General features: G+C 37.4%; 15 protein-coding genes. 10 read left to right on the top strand and 5 right to left on the bottom strand.

Features of this window, described 5'->3' with window-relative positions; translation table 11 throughout:
• Positions 1-84: 84 nt before the first annotated feature.
• Together AB4Z45_RS27665 and AB4Z45_RS27660 are read left to right on the top strand one after the other, a co-directional pair.
• Complete coding sequence (locus AB4Z45_RS27665; RefSeq protein ID WP_441912696.1) at positions 85-1,314, top strand: hypothetical protein; 1,230 nt, start codon at positions 85-87, stop codon at positions 1,312-1,314.
• Positions 1,315-2,773: 1,459 nt separating this feature from the next.
• Positions 2,774-3,988, top strand: coding sequence for a tyrosine-type recombinase/integrase (locus AB4Z45_RS27660; protein ID WP_441912695.1), 1,215 nt, complete (start codon positions 2,774-2,776; stop codon positions 3,986-3,988).
• 1,166 nt (positions 3,989-5,154) lie between these two features.
• Here the strand turns inward: AB4Z45_RS27660 and AB4Z45_RS27655 are convergent.
• Entirely contained in the window at positions 5,155-5,337 is a 183-nt protein-coding gene (locus AB4Z45_RS27655; RefSeq protein WP_441912694.1) for a hypothetical protein, read from the bottom strand.
• A 545-nt stretch (positions 5,338-5,882) separates the two neighbouring features.
• On the opposite strand from AB4Z45_RS27655, the gene AB4Z45_RS27650 reads away from it, so the two are divergent.
• The 3 genes from AB4Z45_RS27650 to AB4Z45_RS27640 all read left to right on the top strand — a co-directional run bounded on the left by AB4Z45_RS27650 (position 5,883) and on the right by AB4Z45_RS27640 (position 8,299).
• Positions 5,883-6,242, top strand: a complete 360-nt coding sequence (locus tag AB4Z45_RS27650; protein WP_441912693.1) for a hypothetical protein — start codon at positions 5,883-5,885, stop codon at positions 6,240-6,242.
• Positions 6,243-6,421: 179 nt separating this feature from the next.
• The gene (locus tag AB4Z45_RS27645; RefSeq protein ID WP_441912692.1) at positions 6,422-6,880 is read left to right on the top strand and encodes a hypothetical protein; all 459 of its coding nucleotides are present in this window, start codon (positions 6,422-6,424) and stop codon (positions 6,878-6,880) included.
• A 318-nt stretch (positions 6,881-7,198) separates the two neighbouring features.
• Positions 7,199-8,299, top strand: coding sequence for a hypothetical protein (locus tag AB4Z45_RS27640; RefSeq protein ID WP_441912691.1), 1,101 nt, complete (start codon positions 7,199-7,201; stop codon positions 8,297-8,299).
• A 1,746-nt stretch (positions 8,300-10,045) separates the two neighbouring features.
• On the opposite strand, the gene AB4Z45_RS27635 is transcribed toward AB4Z45_RS27640, so the two are convergent.
• The 3 genes from AB4Z45_RS27635 to AB4Z45_RS27625 all read right to left on the bottom strand — a co-directional run bounded on the left by AB4Z45_RS27635 (position 10,046) and on the right by AB4Z45_RS27625 (position 11,085).
• The gene (locus tag AB4Z45_RS27635) at positions 10,046-10,240 is read right to left on the bottom strand and encodes a hypothetical protein (protein ID WP_441912690.1); all 195 of its coding nucleotides are present in this window, start codon (positions 10,238-10,240) and stop codon (positions 10,046-10,048) included.
• Between the two features lie 25 nt (positions 10,241-10,265).
• Positions 10,266-10,436, bottom strand: coding sequence for a hypothetical protein (locus tag AB4Z45_RS27630; RefSeq protein WP_441912689.1), 171 nt, complete (start codon positions 10,434-10,436; stop codon positions 10,266-10,268).
• A gap of 70 nt (positions 10,437-10,506) precedes the next feature.
• A complete protein-coding gene (locus AB4Z45_RS27625; protein ID WP_441912688.1) occupies positions 10,507-11,085 on the bottom strand; it encodes a helix-turn-helix domain-containing protein in 579 nt (192 codons plus the stop codon).
• A gap of 251 nt (positions 11,086-11,336) precedes the next feature.
• Between AB4Z45_RS27625 and AB4Z45_RS27620 the strand changes: the two genes are divergently transcribed.
• The 3 genes from AB4Z45_RS27620 (at position 11,337) to AB4Z45_RS27610 (ending at position 13,373) form a co-directional block, all read left to right on the top strand.
• The gene (locus AB4Z45_RS27620) at positions 11,337-11,528 is read left to right on the top strand and encodes a helix-turn-helix domain-containing protein (RefSeq protein WP_441912687.1); all 192 of its coding nucleotides are present in this window, start codon (positions 11,337-11,339) and stop codon (positions 11,526-11,528) included.
• Positions 11,529-11,606: 78 nt separating this feature from the next.
• Positions 11,607-12,728, top strand: a complete 1,122-nt coding sequence (locus AB4Z45_RS27615) for a tyrosine-type recombinase/integrase (protein WP_441912686.1) — start codon at positions 11,607-11,609, stop codon at positions 12,726-12,728.
• A gap of 360 nt (positions 12,729-13,088) precedes the next feature.
• Positions 13,089-13,373, top strand: a complete 285-nt coding sequence (locus tag AB4Z45_RS27610) for a hypothetical protein (RefSeq protein WP_441912685.1) — start codon at positions 13,089-13,091, stop codon at positions 13,371-13,373.
• Between the two features lie 253 nt (positions 13,374-13,626).
• On the opposite strand, the gene AB4Z45_RS27605 is transcribed toward AB4Z45_RS27610, so the two are convergent.
• Entirely contained in the window at positions 13,627-14,418 is a 792-nt protein-coding gene (locus AB4Z45_RS27605; RefSeq protein ID WP_441912684.1) for a hypothetical protein, read from the bottom strand.
• 759 nt (positions 14,419-15,177) lie between these two features.
• On the opposite strand from AB4Z45_RS27605, the gene AB4Z45_RS27600 reads away from it, so the two are divergent.
• Together AB4Z45_RS27600 and AB4Z45_RS27595 are read left to right on the top strand one after the other, a co-directional pair.
• On the top strand, positions 15,178-15,702 hold the full coding sequence (locus AB4Z45_RS27600; RefSeq protein ID WP_441912683.1) for a phosphotransferase-like protein: 525 nt from the start codon (positions 15,178-15,180) through the stop codon (positions 15,700-15,702).
• A 575-nt stretch (positions 15,703-16,277) separates the two neighbouring features.
• Positions 16,278-17,183, top strand: coding sequence for an AraC family transcriptional regulator (locus AB4Z45_RS27595; protein WP_441912682.1), 906 nt, complete (start codon positions 16,278-16,280; stop codon positions 17,181-17,183).
• Positions 17,184-17,431: the final 248 nt, after the last annotated feature.

The following is a 17,431-nucleotide window of genomic DNA, read 5'->3' as shown; positions in this document are numbered from 1 at the left end:
GGGTTAAACAAGAGGAACTGAATAACGACCCTTTCTATGCTTCCGGACCCGGGAGTTTTTTTGCTTTTTAAGGAGCGTGATTATATGGATAGGAATATGTTTACCGATTTATTATCATTAAACGATGAAGAGTTGATGAAACAACTTTATCAAATCTACAAAGAAACACCGGAATTTAAAGAAAAATTCGTCGATGTGGACGTTTTGTTAGAAGAAGAAAAAGAGATTGTTCAGAAGATAGATGCTTCGACATTGGACGAGGAGGAAATAAAAAGACTTGAAAAAAGAAAAGATATTTTAAAAGATGAGTACGTGCAGCTCTATGATTGGAAAAACGTCGCAAAATTTTGTAAACAGGACCTTGAAAAACATATATTCACTTTTCCAGAATACGATGAACGAAAATATGTAGCCTTCACGAAGAACGAGAAGCGAATCGTTGATGGTGGGGGCTTCGACAAGCTTATGATTGAAATTGTTCGATATCCACTCGGTGTGATAAAAATGGTTGCTACTTCATGCAAAATAATCAGGAATCGAAATAACGTTTTACACGATAGCGTTGAACGAATTGGAAAACCTCACGAGGAATATTACATGTTCGATTACGAAAACGGGATTTATGTTCAAGTAAATCCTGAAAGCAAAAAAGACGATAAAAAAGAGGTTTTCGACATCCGATTTAACCATGTGATTCCACGCCTTGTTCAACGGAGCAAGGTTATTTTGAGGGATTATTACCTGCAATTCGACGAGGCTTCTTTGGTTGCAACGTCACGCCCAGACAACAAAATAGAAAGTGTAGTTCATTACTACAAGAGGCTGCTTCAATTCTTCAATGAAGAAGCTGAACTCGGTTGGATGGCAAAATTAATTGCATCCGGAATCATTTTCGAAGAATACGAGAAATTAATAGAAAGAAAAAGATATTTTACAGAAGAGATTATTGAATTTGGGAATTTGCTCGGAGAGAGAATAGAAAAAGCAAAAAAAATGTCTCCTGATACCTCAGAAATAAGCACGCTTCAGGACTTGGATTTACCGTTGTACTTAAACGATAGCAATATCGAAGATGCGCACAAAGAATTGATGGATAAAATCATCCATGCATTTACTCCAGGACTCGAAAACCCATTCAAAAACGAAAAGAGCAAAGCTCCGCGAGGCTTTTTTATAGACGATTCGAAGCCAGGAACCCTATATCCAAATTTTGCTGAAATTGAGCGAAGAAAAGATAAATACAGCGAAGAAAAATATTCAGAACTCGATATAGTAGATAAACATCGCCGATTTGTGGAATCTAAAATGCATTAAGAGAAATGAAGTGGTAAAAATCGACCCATTTTGGGGAAATTTTTTACCACTTTTTTATTTTCGGTTTACAATTGAAATTGGAAAATAACAACCAATTTTTATGAGACCCGACGGTCAAGTAAAGTATTGAAGTTTCCTTCAATAGAAAATTTCATTGCACGAATGCAATAAATCAATGTTTCAAAAAAGAATAATATAGGACATTAGAAACAAGGTGTTCTGTATTTGATTACGGAGCACAACCTAGCATTGAATCGCTTTATCCTTACTATTAAACAATCGGTCGACACAACGATTGTAACCACAACAGGGAACTGTTATGGAAAAAGAAAAGTAGCTTCAGGTGCAATCCGGAAGGAGAGCATTTTACAACAGACGACTCTGTTGGTGCATGACAAAGAACAAATTTTAACTATGAATTGGAGTGATTGAACCCCGGAAACACATCGGGAAAGAAAAAAAGAGCTAAGAGAATTCAACCAGGAAAGGTCGATGAACTAAAACAAAGCGGACCTTTTTAGGGAAACTTTGTACCTGAAATGCTGAATCGAGACGGGATTAGATTGGAAAGAGTAGAGGAGTAGTTGAGATTAGAATAGCGAAGTTTTAGGAAGCCGAGGTAAGGACCAAACCGCAGAAGAAACCGATTAATGGTCAGTATGCGTACCTGGTGGAATGAGACGGAAGTTGAGTAGAAAGTCGATTTTTAAGAATTAAAGATTTAAACCTGATTTTCAGATTTACCTGATTTACATGACGTTAGCGGAAGTTTACTGCTTCTTCCCCGCCGTACGAAACGGCAAATCAAATAATCGGGGTGTGATTTGCGTCTACGGACATTCGCAACAGCAATCCATGTGAGCGGCTAACATCATGGAACAAATTCATGTAAAGAAGGTTTCATTGGCTTTGGTCTTTTGAATTAAAGGCTTTCATTTGAATGGAGTATCGCCGAGGGCGATATGGAATTCAAATGCGCAGCGTCGTGAAACGACGCGTGTGGAGCATCGCCGGGGGCGATGTGGAGCACGCGGCGGAGCGCGAAGGTGCGATGGTTTACGTAGCGCAGCTACGCGAACGAGGTGACGGCTGTTGCCGGCACTGAGGAAGCGAAGCGAGCAACGTGCCTTTGACTTTAGTGTGAAAGAGCGAAGCGAATGAGCATGCTTTAGAAACGGTTATATGACCGTTTGAGTGGTTTTCTCAAACTGTCATATAACCAGTTTCTGAAGTTTTGAAAAAAATCTGGGGAGGAAAGGGATTTTTGTACTGCCCCATATGGTTTTAATCTTTTGGAAACAAAGAGAAAAGAAGTGTTCACTGCCCCTTGTGGGCAGAGGGCATAGCTTGGTCGACAGACCAAGTATAGAGCATTCATTTTAAAAGATTTGAAAGAATGGTTTCTCCGGGCAAATCCAGTCCGGAGAAACCCGAACGTTAATTTAAATGGAGGTGTTTGATGAGCAAACTTGAAAAAAGCAAGAAAAAAATCGAGACAGTCTTTAGAGCTGCTCGAAATCAAAACGTAACTGTCAAAGACGGAAAAGGAAGACTTTCTGACGGGAGCTATAATACCTATGAACGAATCATCCTGGAGTACGCTGAAAAAATCAGTCGAGATTTTAATATTTCCGATGTAACAAAGTGGAAGCCAGAATTCTTTATGAAGTATGTCGATGAAGCAGTAGAAAAATGGAAAGATGGAAATCTTGGAGTTGCTTTCTCGATTAAGCAGGAACGTGCCGCTCTTGAATTTTTTCGGCATGCCACAATAAAAACCAACACTTTCAAGAGCGAGATTGAATGCGTGAGAAAAGATGAAGTAAAAAGAGTCCTAGATTATAACCATATTCGTCGGTCCGGTTCCTTTACGCATACGTTGTCGGCGAATTTGAAAATTAGTGAAAAATTATTGGAGAAAATTCAGGATTCTCGGTCGCAACATGCAGAAGCTGCTTATTATGCTTATAAAATAGCAATGTTGACTGGCGCAAGATTAAAAGACATCATTAATCTAAAGGTAGAGAATATAAATTCAGATGGGACTGTAAATTTTGCTGGCTCAGTGAAGTTTGAAAAAAGTAAAGGCGGTCTAACGCGAAATGTGCCGCTGCCAGAAGAAACTCTGAAGTATTTGGAAAGTCTTGCTGAAGGAAAAAGCTCCAGTGAAAAGCTCATTCGTCTTTATAAAAATGGCGACAAGCGAAATGCGATGAGCAATGGTAGTGCGATGCGAAAACTAAGTGAAATCGTTACGACCGCCGGCGAACGAGCTGGCTTAAATCGAACAGAAACGGTTTCCTATAAACATAGAGATAAAAATGGAGAAACGAAATACAGAACTACAGAAATCCACATAACTGCAAGTTTCCACACAGCACGGAAAACGTTCGTAAATGAAAGGTTCAGTTTCTACAATAAACTAGATGCTGCGGAGCAGCAGAAACACTTAGATGAGCGATTACTAGATGAGAAAGTGAAAAAGAAATACGAGAAAGCTGTCGAACGAATCAATAAAAATAGAAAATCCGGAGACAGGGCACTTCATCATTATGAAAATGCCGTATTTCTCGCCAGTTTGGATAGTGGTCACTTCCGAAACGACGTGCTCGAGCAATTCTATTTGATTAAAGAAACAATTGAATTCGAACGTAAAAAGGTTGGTAAACGATAAAATCTTCACTTTCCATTTTTCTATTAACGTGGTAAAATAAACTGGACCAAAAGCATCGGCAAAGCGACAGAGCACTTGGAGGGAAAGCATCCCCCAGGGGCTTTTTTTTATATTTGGCTTTGTTAAACTGTATTGTTGATTTTCCCATTAAGCTAACTGGGCAGTTTAGTAGCATAAGATATAATAATTAAGTGCAAACAATCAATATGATATATGCTAAAATAAAGGCGGTTCATTGAGCTTATTATGTATTTTTTAAATAAATAGAATAGGGGCATGTATAAAATGGCTGAACAATGTTTTGCATGCGGAAACAAAAAAGAAAAAGAGCTCGAGTATAGATATGTGATTCTTGACGACGGTGAGAAAGAGACTAAGGAACTAAAATTGGTATGCAAAGACCCAAATGATTGTGGATTGAGAGCGCATGGTTACAAGAAATAGTTTTATAATCTATTCAGGAAAAACCTGATTAATCAATAATCAATCATTTCATGGAACTGACGGAGAAACGATAGCTCAATGAACCGCCTTTGTGAAGGTGGTTTTCTTATGTTCAAAAATCAACATCATAATTTAACATAGCCTTATATTTATTGCAGAAGGTGAAGCAATGTACGAAGTAATCAAAGAGCTTTTGAGGTTACCTGATTATGTAGAAATATAACCGAAAAGGTCTGTATTGCTTGAAACGTGTTTAATTAGACACTAAAATCTATCTCTTAGTACACTGATTTTATCGACTGCTGTAATTCCGAGAATAGAGAATTATTTCCGACTGTAGAAAAACAACTATATTCCTCAGGGTGGAAGTACCAACAATTTGACGGTTTTACCACTAAAGCGTTCATCCAACTAAGCTGCAGTTCTTATTGTTTCCAAACTAAAGTTACAATGCGGGATGCATCTGAGTAGATTGGAAATGGGTGTCTGTTGCAACAGCAAGTGTATGGAATTTTCGGTGTTTTAAACATAGTGCCTAGAGGATTTTGCAGGGCGGATTTAGAAAGAAACAATCATGATTTTGCGATTGATTGCATATGCTAGAAGACTTTTAGGAAAAATCAGGTATGCCCRCAACCAGAATAACCGAGTATAATAAAAGAAGCCCCGAACCGGCATGTTCGAAGGCTTCTCTAGCTTAGTACATTGGGTTGCAGCCCGTCCTAAGCTGGGTTATCTTCATTTTTAGAATCGACTCTCGATTTATTGTCGGGGGTCTTTTCTTTTGGTTTCTTCACGGCTCTCGCTACGACGAAGAGTTCTAAGTAACTCGTGATGAGTTCAATGTTCTCTGTGTTCGTCAGAAAGGAGATTGCTTCGTTAATTAGCAGAAGAAATAAGTCCATTTATGCTTCCTCCTCTCTCTATGCTGTTGTAGGTACTGTATTAAACAATCAAATTAACCACCTCCTCGAATCAGTATAAGCAGGAACTTTTTTTCAATAACTGATTCTCGTTCCCTATTTTCATAACTTCCAGCAACAGACAAATTGATGCACTGCTCTCTTCTATGAATATAGTCATTTCAGAAGAGATTATTCATTGAAAATGCGTTCTTCCTGATAGTATATGACGGTCGCCTATAGAAAATTCCATCATTATGTTTTAGTTAAAGACGAACTTTCCTACTTTACAAAATAAGCAGTGATTATAAATGGTGTTCAAAATCGAAACAATGAAATTGGTAAATCACACAGAGGCTCCATGTCGAGTCGCCGTATCATCAGTGCAAAAATCTGCTTATCCGCTAAGTAGAGCGGTCAGCCTAATTTCTTGACATTATTGAATTTTGTTTTATAACTTTTGAATTATGTTTCATGACTTAAAAAACAGGCAGAGCTTCCGGCTCTGCTTCAAAGCTATGTCTAATTTTAGAAGAGAGGTGATACTGATGAAAAAGACATTATTAATTACAATAGCTTGTATTCTATCTGCGTTGTTTGTTTATACATTTGTAGTGATGGCGAACGAGCCGTTGGCACAAAAAACAAATGGCACGGGCATGGTAAAACAAGAGCAAGCTCCAGTAACAACTCCTACAGCTGTTGTTATTGACGTAGAGGAAGCAGAGGACATTTTATACATCATGCTTAATCGCAAGAAGCGCAGTGACTTAGAGAGTCAGGCAAAACGACAGGCAACAGTTATGGCAAAAGCGGATTCAGACAAGAGCGTCGGAACATTCAACACAGAATTAAAAGAAAAGAACAGTGAAATGGGAGTTACTGGACGGATTCTATTGATGAATTAACGACTGCAAAAGAAATCTTTGACGACATGAACATTGACTCAGGGGGCAAGGCGAACGACTTAAAGTACAAAGCAGTCGGAGTAGGTTGTGCATCGACAGGTAAGAAACTGTATTGCGTTATTTTATTAACGACGAATGAATTCACTCATTGGTGGGGTTAATTTTAGGAGGTGAGAGTGATGTTGTTTAAAAAATTGATATTATGCTTTACGATGGGATTGGTCATTACATTAGGAATCATTCTGGTTACAGATGCTGCATCGCCAAGAGAGGCGCAGTCGGCATCAGCGCAAGCATTGCAGGTATTGAGTTACCAGACACCGCAGTATTTAGAAGATGATGCAAATGGCATCATGCAGGGCAACAAGAGGGGCAAAGGAGACGGCATTCTGTACTTCCTGTACACAGACACTAACAAAGCCGCCGCTATAACGAATTATCTGAGCAAGTCAGGCTACTACCCTCCCAGCAAAGTAAAAATGGGAACCAGCTGTGAACCAAGAGACGGGCAAATCTACTGTGTTCTCGTCTTTGAAAATATAGATAAGACCTGTACAGCAGAAATGAGACACTCACAAATTAAAGAATGCCAGGAGTGGATGCGAGATAGAACAAAGAAAGCACCGAAATACAACTAAATTTCTAATAAAATGGGGTGATTGTGATGTGTGATGGCAACAGCGCAGATTGTTATTTAGTGGACGAGTAGAGAGTCTTATTAATGATGAAAATCTCAAGACGAAAAAGGAGTTAAGCAGCAAACTAGAAATATTTAAGTGTGTAATATACAAAAAAAAGACAGGTCCTGTTGTACCAGTACCTGCCGGGATTAATGCTAACGGAATATCGTCATTAACAGTGAACCTCTATTTTTATATTATTGTAAGTTAATAAAAATCCTTTATCAGAGAATGTATTAATCCCCTGAATTTTTTATTTTATTGGGGGAATTAAAATTGAAGAATGAAACTAAAATTGAGCAGGACCTAATTATAACCAAAGATGACGTACCATACAGAATAATAGCAATAAAGAACAATAAATTTGAAGTTGTAAATATTTATACAGGGGAGATTAAACTTTTACTGACTTCGGACTTGGAAACTGAGTATAATCGTTCGAAAAAAGCAATTGAAGCTGCCAAACGAAAGTTTCAACAGAAGAACGATTTTTTTGAACCAACAGCTCATTGGGTCGCTTCCTTTCACAAAGAGAATGAAGCACTCAGCGAAATTTCCATTCAGACAGCCGGAGCTATTATGACGTTAATGTTATATTTAAATATCCACGGTGATGGCATATTAATGATTAATGGAGAACCGGTCACCAAACAAGATATTGATGATATTTTAGGGGTAGACGACAAGACCTCCAAGTCGTACTTAGACGAAGCGATAGAGTATAAAATTCTCTCCTGGACGAGACAAAAAATAGAGGTTCCTATCACTTTTGGTAAAGATAAAGGCAAGAGAAAAAAGATTTCTGCAAACGTTTATACAATCAATCCCGAGTACATCTGTATGGGGACTTTTCCAAACACTAAAACTCCGTTTACTCGTGTTTTCAAAACTAAGGCAAAGAAACACATTGAATTTCTATCAATTGAAGCAAGAGGTTTTCTATATAAATTGTTACCCAAAATTCATTTTCAATCGCACTATATAACAAATAATCCGAATCTTGATTTAAGAAAAGACAAGAACTACACTTATTTTAAAAACATAGAACAAAAAACTTTATTCGCAAACGAATGCTTAAATATATATGATTTGACCCAAATAGCAGGGAAGAGCAAAGCTGTGGTTGATAGATATTATCTCGAATTTGAAGCTGCGAGAATCATGTTAAAAGATGGTATGGGAAGGAAGTCAAAATTTTTTGTCAACCCTGGTTTGTTGACTAGAAATAATTTTAACTGTGAGTTCGCAGTGAGTTTGGAGTACATATTTGACCAGACTGAACCATCTTATTCTGAAGTGAGAAAACAGGTAGTAGAAAGCAAAAAAAAGAAATCACCCATTGTGAAAAAAAAATCTTCAACAAAGAAGAAAGTTTAATCGTTTTAAAAAGACAGCAATTTATAAATTGCCTGTCTTTTTTTTAGTATTTTGAATCGTATTTTCCGTGTTGGTCTAATTTTTAAATCGTATTTTCCGATTTACCCCCTGTTTTTGAATCGTATTTTCCGAGTGAATAATCCGCCAAAAAGCCTTGTAACATCAATGTTTTGGGAAAATACCGCCTATGTCTCTTCTTAATATTTACTCTTAATCTTCTAAGTTTTTTTGTATCATTAGGGTTTATATTCAATGAAGTGCATGTGAGCATATATATATTACAAGTTCACTAAATACGAACCTAAAATTCTGCACTAAATGTTCCACAACCAGTGGACATACTTAAACACTAAATTATTTGGGTTTCAGTCCTCTAATTTATCGAACTAATATTCATTAACTTTAAACCCACTGAACGGCAACCGGGATGAACCCCGGCTACCTAAAACCTTCTTCTCGCAAAACCCTAAAAACAAAAGTACAATCGCTCAAGTCCTTTAGAAAATAGCACAAAAATGAAAGCAGAAAGACTTCCATAAAAAATGGTTGCTTCCCAAACCCTTAGACCATTTAGAAAACAGTCGAATTCACCTTGGCTTTGGCTCTTTCTTGCCATTCAAATGAACAAAACATTAAAACCTTCCCAAAAGCAGTGATTTCTCTCGCAAAGTCAAAAACATACAAAGAACTTGCTCAATGCTCGAAGTTACTCGGAATGAGCAAACGGACGGGCAGTACCACTGCTTTTAGATAGAGATATGCCCTTTGGGGGTTTTGATGTTTCTCCCGAAGGGGATTGAATCCAGACAACAGCATAAAAAATCAAGGGGCGATGTCTTCGTAAGAAAAGTAGGAGTATTGACAGTGTGTAGGGGTGGGAGCAATAAACCCAATTCTGCTCTTCTTATGAATTGGTGATTTAGAGATAAAATATAATGTTAATTCCTATATATATTCAAACATTTTTGCGTAGAGAACTACTGCATTTACTTCAATACATAAGTTTGTTTTCGAGAGTTCCAATTGAATTCACACAATAATATTGAAGCTGACTTAAATTGTGAAAGGTCGAAAACGTCCCCATCAGAGTATTCCAGTGTCTTTTTAATTGCCTTTGCCTGTACAGGTTTTTCTAAATCACTTGAATGATTCCACCAATTCCAGCAATTCAATGCGTCTTTATGTATATTGTAATCTTCGATTCGCCCGCATTCTATAAATATGTCCTTGATAGTCAACTTTAGATAACCTCCCTTCGATAGGATTAATTCAAGTTATTCTAACCAAAAACATTATATAAATCAATATATTGTTTATATCTCAAAAGAACACACTATATGTAGTAACAGTGTATATACATAGTATGAACATTTTAGTGAACGTAGTTAATATCTTTGATTTCAGATTTTTAAACTTTTATAATCAAGTGGTTTTTGTATATACATTGTTATAACAATGTGGTAACCAGGTGTGAACGAAGTATTCACTATGTTATATAAATTAAAAAAAAGCAGCTCAATGGCTGCTTATCTTATGTGCTCAGATAACGACGAACAAGTCTGCAATTCTAACTAGTGAAAACGAAAGCTTGTGAACGGTATGGAGTGGAGAGTAATAAGGTGAGCGAAACAGAAAAATCATTCTGTTTAGGCTAATAATCTAGATAAGTTGACAAAGAATAATCTGAACCTCTAAGGATTAATTGCCCTGACATTGAAATCCGTTTGAAAGTATGGCGCGTTAGCTTTAATTTGAAGCATCATAGTCCAACAAATGAACAGACATTTTTCTTATTTTTTCTGCTAGTTCTCGTCGTAATTCCGCTTCTATACCGGTTAACTTCTTCTTTCGGATAGTCTCTAAGTGAATTGCAGCCAATATCAACATCTTCTCCGCGCCATTGTAAGCTTCTTCCCAGTCTCGCTTTTCGTGCTCTTCCATCGAAATCAGCTCCTTTGATGCTTGTTTAAGACTCTTTCTTAGTTTGTCGAGAATCATTTTGCTGGCTTTCTCGCCCATTTCCTCGCATTTGAATTTTACCAAGCTCCCCTAAAGCCTCCTTGTGTTTCCTTTCTTCCTCCAGCATGTGCTCACGAATCCCTTGTTTTACTTCGATATGGGCTTTTTTAAATAACATATTTAGCCTCCTATACTTAGTACACTGGTGATTGCGATAACAGTAGTTGCACATTAAACTACCCATCCCATTATATTTTCGATTGCTCTACACAATATTCGATAAATTCGATAAAGGTATTCCAGTCCCAATGAACACCGTGGTCTTTCAGGTTTTCATACTTCCCTTCGATATCAAATGGACTATATTCAACTTTTAAACGTTGAGGTAATAAAAAAAATTGTAGATGGTTCTTAAAGAAATCGGTGGGGTCTTTAATATTTCCATTAGATTTAATGAAGAAATTTTCCGATAATTCCACCGTTGATTCTGTGTACACAACAAGGTAGCCCCATTTAACCTCTACACCTTGTGTGCTTTGCGATGTACCAGTCAATATGTATGCTTCATTGTCGGTTTCAGGGGATAGTCTGATTATTGAGAACAGCTTATGGTTAAACTCCAAGGATTCTGGGGACCGAACTAATTCCGAGACAGGTATATCCAAAGCATTACTAATTTTTTTTATTACCCCCCATGTTGGGTCTTGTTTCCCCAACTCAATCTTTGCTAGGGCAGGTTCGCTAATTTGTGCTTTAGCTGAAAGTTCCTTTATGGTCAGTCCTTTTTCTTTTCGAAGATTCCTTATGTTTGTTGCTAAATGGTCCATTCAACTCAACTCCTTCTACAGACAGTATATTATATCACTCACACTAAATCAACAATAATGAGTACAAAAGTATGTAAAAACAGTATGGATAACAAAAAAATGCGTATAATAGTATTGACTGCTAGATTGGTAGGGGATATACTTGGTTTACAAAATCACATATCACCCCCATTTTTAAAACGTGGACGGGGACATAAAGAAATAAATGATTACATAACGGATTATCGAAAACACACGGAGGGTCAATAGACATGGCAAACACACAAAGATTGCTCACAATTGATGAGGCAAGAGCCTTTTTAAAGGTCGGAAAAAATACAATGTACGGTTTGGTGCGGGAAGGATTGCCGGCAATCAGGATTGGAAAACAAATCCGTATTCCAGAGGAATCACTTTCCAGATGGATTGATGTAATGGCATTCGGTGAGCCAATCAAGGATTAAATCACTCAGCTCATACATGTTCTTGACTGGATGTGTATGAGCGAAACCAACAAAGATAATGAAGGAGACTAAAATAAAATGGCGGGAAGCATTCTAAAAATCGGTAAGAAGCACAGGGTTACATTGGAGTTGGGTATGAATGAGAAAGGGAAAAGGGAGCGAGATTATAAAACGTTTGATACTCTAAAAGAAGCAGAGGAATACTTAAATGAATTTAAATACAATAAACAAAGGAACATGATTGTCCAGTTGAAAGACATGACAACTGCTGAATTTATGGAACATTGGTTAGAAAACTATGTTAAGTATAGATGTGAGGAAACAACAATTTACGGGTATAGCAATATAATACGTAATCACTTTGTTCCCTACTTTGGTAACATAAAGCTGCGTGATTTACTTACACCACATATTCAACGATATTACAATAAATACTTAATGGATGAAAAGAAACTTTCCCCTATTACGGTTCATAAGCATCATGCTGTAATTAGTAATGCATTGAAATTTGCAACAGAACAAGAATTGGTATATCGTAATGTTGCAACGGCAGTCAGTCTGCCAAAGATTAAAAAAAAATTTAAAGGTAAATCATATACCAGGGAACAGCTCAATACACTGCTGGATGCAGTCGTAAATACAAATCTTGAGCTTCCAGTGTATCTTGGGGTTTTTCTTGGTCTTCGTAGGTCGGAAATAGCTGGGCTGAAGTGGAAGTTTGTTGATTTAAATAGAATGGTTTTAAATATTGAAAAAGTTCGAACAAGTGCGGGAAAGCGTGTAATCGAAAAAGACCCGAAATCTGAGGAAAGTAAACGGGGGTTGGGTATTGAAGACAGATTACTTGAAGTCTTATTAAAGCATAAGGATAGACAGGGATATTTTAAAGGGCTTCTCGGTAAGGACTACCATGACTCCGATTACGTCTGGACAAGAGATGATGGAAAGCCATACCGAGTTAATACTCTTTCTGACCAGTTTAAGGTCTTCCTTAGAAAACATGAATTTCCACCAATTCGGTTTCATGACTTAAGGCATACGTACTGCAGCATTTTGTTTGATGAAGGAGTACGAATTGATATAATTTCTGAATTGCTGGGTCACTCAACCATTGAAACTACAAGGAGAATTTACAAACATAAACTGAGTGAAACTCCAAAAACGCCAGCAAATGTAATGGCTAATGCGTTAATGAGATAAACCAATTAGAAAAGACTCTGAATTTGTTTAACGGGTTCCGTTTTGAGGTGCAAAACAGAAAATGACATGGAAAATGGAGCGGAAACTGGCAACGGTTTGGTGCTCCATTTTTGTTGAATTTACTGGGTTTTAGCTATATTCTTAAGTAAATTGACAGCGAATTGATATTCAAATTTTAGCTGCCAATAGATTTATTGACTGGATCAATTGACTGTCAATTTTACTGCCAATTTCGGTGACAATTTTTTGGCATGTCTCGTTGCGCTAACTGGGCAGAATAGGTAAATATTCCCTTGAAGTTGGATTGGCGTTATACTGTTTAATATCATTACATTTTAAAATATAGATTGGAGAACGATAATGAGAGGGTTAATAGGAGAAATCTTCGATAATACAAGAAATGGGTTAAGGGAATCAGATATTAAACGAATGAATGGAGCATTTGATGAAGGTTACGATGAGGCTGCTAATATATGTTTGGGAGTTATAACAAAAAAAATTGATGAATTATTTAGTAAAATCAATTCTGATTCTGATTCATACCTATCCAAAGAGGAACAATTCATGCTGTCAAAGCTGAAGGAACTAAAATCTGAAACAGAAGAACAATTACGAAACTTTTATGTTAACGGTACGAATAGTTGAATTAGCTGCCTTTCATTCACAGGCAAAAAGGATGGCAATATGCCATCCTTTTCTGTTGAATTTTGTGTTAAATCCATCGCCAAAACTTGCGTCAAATTAATTTTTGCACCCGAAAACGGAACCCGTTAGAATTTGTTCAGGGTCTTTTGTTTTTGGTGTGTTATTGAAATCTCATTCAAAGAGTAGTTGCTATTGCCAAGAGCGATTAATGGTAATGTTCCTAGCTAGTATTATATTTTAAGAAATCTAACCATTAGGATTTCTTTAATAATATCCTGTGTACATGGTAATTCCGATGCCAATCATAAAACTTAGCTGATATTTCGTTTACGTTCCTACATTCTTTTTCTACTACGTTTTGAATCGCCATTTCAAGATGCTGTGTGCTCTTTTCTGTACGAATTCGAACTACACGCCTATCCATTACTCCAACCCAACCATCCTCAAACAAAGCATCACAGCCCAATTTGCACATGGGTACGACGATGGATAATTTTTTTCGTTCGTCCTCTGTTGCATGCTTTCGCTTTTTTATGTGCGCCGTAATAAGCAATTCATTAGGAAACAGATTTCCACATAGTACACAATGATGATTAGGAGCATCCCTCATCAGCATTGCACGTAAAGCCGGTTGTTCCTTGCGTCTCTTGGAAACGGTATATCCATCTGTCGGACCATCCGGAATATTGACCTCTATTTCACCTTCTTCATGCATCACAACTTCAGGCGTTGAATAGTACAGTTCTTCAAAGAATGCGGTTCTGCTTTCATTCTGATAAGGCTCACCAATTTTCAGTATCAAAAATTCTTTGAAATTTTTTACGCTAAACTTTTGGTTTTCATATCGAGTCATTCCTTTTCCGTCACCAACATCAACTTTCTCAACGAGCACCGTCTTCTCCGCAGGTTCAACCACTTTATCCTTTACTTTCTTTTTGTTCGTCTCATAAAGTTCAATAATGACTGAGCCTATACTTCCTTTCAATTCGAAATACTTATACTCTGTGCTTGGCGTTGGTCGGCTGCTTAAAAAATGTTTCTCCATCTATTTGCCCCCCTCGACATGAGTGTTTTTCATACAGAAATTGTAGCAGAATAACTGTGTTCTAAAATCATTTATATTTGTACATAGGGAGCTAGTCGCCATATTCCTCCAATCATCACTTAACACTTAAAATAGACTTGGGGAAAAACACGTAGCCATGAGTAATTTTGAAGATGTAATAACAGCATTGTCACATACTGAAAGTCAATGACACACATTGTAGATGTCTTTATGGATACACTGATACTAATGTTGTGAAATCGGAGACAGCGAAGTGGCAAATCATCGTTACTTCAATGCATGTGCTAAACAAGCATATATAACGTTGTTTAACAAATCGTCTACTTTCCGAGAAATCCCGTCCGATTTATGTAGTCGCGGCATAGACCTCGACCGAAATTATGGTTAATACGGGTTAACGATAAGTAACACATCTTAAGAAGGTAGCACCCAGCGATGCATATAGAATAAAGACTTTCGAAGTACAGGGATATATGGTGATTCAAGTCGATAAGAAGCGTACAACAGTTCAAATCCCCTCGCCTCCACCAATACCATGAAGAAACCCGACCTCGTGAGGTCGGGTTTTTTGATTTTTTATTCATATTAAGAGCATGTCTTTTATAAAAATAACGGGCAGGATTAATTATAACAGTTCTTTACATCACCACGTTTTGGTGCAAATGTTATACTAATCAGGAAATCACCGTCACCATAGTATTCTTTTTTGATGATCATGAATAAGAGAGGCATATTAAGATGAAAAAAGGGAAAATCGTATTTCTAAATGGTGTAACTAGTGCTGGGAAAACATCTATAGTAGATGCTATACAGTTAAAATCAGATGAATTTTTTTATGTTGTTGCAAATGACCTTTTTGAGAATACAATAGGCGATAACTATCTCCGTGAAGATTATTGGAAATATTTAAGTGATGCAATTATTATGATGTATCATACTGCTAAACTATTTTCTGACCATGGTAAGAATGTACTAATAGACGGAATTTTGGTTGAAAGACCCGAATTAAAACCGCATTATGAAAAAGTTAAGGATATATTTGCGGGGTATCCTTTCTATATTGTCGAAGTTTTTTGTCCTTTAGACATTTGTCGCCAAAGAAATATTGAACGTGGAGATAGAACCGAAGACCAATCTGAGTGGCAAAATAATATTATGGCCAAAGATATACAATACAATTGTACTGTCAATACACACATAAATTCCTCAGAAGAATGTGCAGATTCAATTATAAAGTATTTATTTGATAGGTCCGAGGTTTAAGCTATCGGGGAACGTTTGTTTTATAAAAAAACGGAAGCAGCCGACCACAATGATTGGCTGCTTCATTACACTAACGGACAGAATTGTTCAATAACTTCGCGAATACTTCAAAATTGATAATTTTCGTTAAGTTCGTAAATACACTGTTAGCTGAAAGATACGCAAAAATAAAATTATGAAAGGCGTATCCATCAGCTAACACCATATTCACGCTTCGGGCCATTCGGCTCTCGGTCCTGTTAAGCTAAAGGGGAATGATAGTTCCACCCCTGAAGGGCTGCAATATGGCAGCCCTTCGCTACGCTAACAGGCAGGTTAGTTTTAATACCTTCACGAATACCGTAATACGAGGCTATTAAAAAAGTGGTTATATGATAGGATTTAAGACAGACTTAATGACAGGGGAAAATCGAGTGGAAAAATATTACTTGACGCTTCAAACTAATAAAGACTGGAATCAATTTAGGAAACAGGACTTCTGTATTCGGATGATTACCACCTGATATTATCTTGCACGGAAAGTCAGGCGACATAAACTACCGGATGATATGCTTCTTACGAAAGGAGGGATTGCCGTGGATTGGCTAGAGCGAATGAATCGAGCTGTCAGCTATATCGAAGACAACTTAGAACAAGATATTGATTACGACCAAATCGCTAAAATCGCCTTATGTTCAGTTTACCAATTTCAACGCATGTTTTCATTTGTACTTGATGTCCCATTGTCCGAATATATCAGGCGCAGAAGGCTGACGCTTGCTGCATTTGATTTAAAGAACAGAAAAAACACTGTGACGGATATTGCCTTGAAGTACAGATATGAAACACCTGAATCATTCTCACGAGCATTTCAAAATCTACATGGAATGACGCCTACATTAGCGCGAAATGCTGAAAGTGAGTTAAGAGCCTTTCCTCGCATCTCCTTTCAAATCATATTAAAGGGAGTTGTTGGAATGAATTATCGGATTGAAAAACGGGATGCTTTTCAAGTTTATGGGCTGGAGGATATCTACCACTACGACACTATTGCAAATGAGGAGGGCATATCGATCCCCGATGTTTGGCAAACCATCAGCAGTAATGGTGAGTTGGACCGTTTATCCCAGTCGGTTAGCGGGGATTGGAGAGACGAAGGCAGTTTCAGCAAGGAACTTGGAGCTGTCTTCTCATTCGATTCCTATAAATTCACAAACAATACGACGTTCCCTTATCTGATTGGGTGTTACAAAGCGGTCGATAGCAAGGTGAATGGATATACAGTTGTTGATGTTCCGCCATCCACGTGGGCAGTATTTTCAACTTTACATGATGGGAATGGCAGCGGCAAGTATGATTTGCGGTCTTTGAAGAATCGGATATTTTCGGAATGGCTGCAAACATCAACATTTACGATTTTAGATGGCGGCAACTTCGAAATGTATGGTACAAGCGTTGATGGCTACGAATATTGTGAACTATGGTATAGGGTCGAGGGATAGAATGGAAAAACGCGGCTGCCGACATGACCGGTCACTGCATGTTCTTAACTCGAAGATCGCACAAGGATCATTTCAGCATGGTTCATTAAACTAACGGGAAACGATAGTTGAAGACTAAAAGGGCTGCCACGTGGCCAATGTCATTAAGTTAATCTCCGAGACAAGATCGTAAATAGAAAGTGAATCTGAAACGGCATGGGAAAAGCCCTGTGCCGTTTATTTTTTTGATGCAAGACTGATAAATAGGA

This window comes from Paenibacillus sp. MCAF9, assembly GCF_052114265.1.
In the GTDB taxonomy this organism is placed as follows: Bacteria; Bacillota; Bacilli; order Paenibacillales; family Paenibacillaceae; genus Pristimantibacillus.
This window is presented reverse-complemented; position numbering and strand designations above follow the sequence as displayed.

Bases quoted from the DNA above. Each gene is read 5' to 3' on its own strand.
- AB4Z45_RS27665 (WP_441912696.1), top strand. From the start codon at position 85: ATGGATAGGAATATGTTTACCGATTTATTATCATTAAACGATGAAGAG.
- AB4Z45_RS27660 (WP_441912695.1), top strand. From the start codon at position 2,774: ATGAGCAAACTTGAAAAAAGCAAGAAAAAAATCGAGACAGTCTTTAGA.
- AB4Z45_RS27655 (WP_441912694.1), bottom strand. From the start codon at position 5,337: ATGGACTTATTTCTTCTGCTAATTAACGAAGCAATCTCCTTTCTGACG.
- AB4Z45_RS27650 (WP_441912693.1), top strand. From the start codon at position 5,883: ATGAAAAAGACATTATTAATTACAATAGCTTGTATTCTATCTGCGTTG.
- AB4Z45_RS27645 (WP_441912692.1), top strand. From the start codon at position 6,422: ATGTTGTTTAAAAAATTGATATTATGCTTTACGATGGGATTGGTCATT.
- AB4Z45_RS27635 (WP_441912690.1), bottom strand. From the start codon at position 10,240: ATGGAAGAGCACGAAAAGCGAGACTGGGAAGAAGCTTACAATGGCGCG.
- AB4Z45_RS27630 (WP_441912689.1), bottom strand. From the start codon at position 10,436: ATGTTATTTAAAAAAGCCCATATCGAAGTAAAACAAGGGATTCGTGAG.
- AB4Z45_RS27625 (WP_441912688.1), bottom strand. From the start codon at position 11,085: ATGGACCATTTAGCAACAAACATAAGGAATCTTCGAAAAGAAAAAGGA.
- AB4Z45_RS27620 (WP_441912687.1), top strand. From the start codon at position 11,337: ATGGCAAACACACAAAGATTGCTCACAATTGATGAGGCAAGAGCCTTT.
- AB4Z45_RS27615 (WP_441912686.1), top strand. From the start codon at position 11,607: ATGGCGGGAAGCATTCTAAAAATCGGTAAGAAGCACAGGGTTACATTG.
- AB4Z45_RS27610 (WP_441912685.1), top strand. From the start codon at position 13,089: ATGAGAGGGTTAATAGGAGAAATCTTCGATAATACAAGAAATGGGTTA.
- AB4Z45_RS27605 (WP_441912684.1), bottom strand. From the start codon at position 14,418: ATGGAGAAACATTTTTTAAGCAGCCGACCAACGCCAAGCACAGAGTAT.
- AB4Z45_RS27600 (WP_441912683.1), top strand. From the start codon at position 15,178: ATGAAAAAAGGGAAAATCGTATTTCTAAATGGTGTAACTAGTGCTGGG.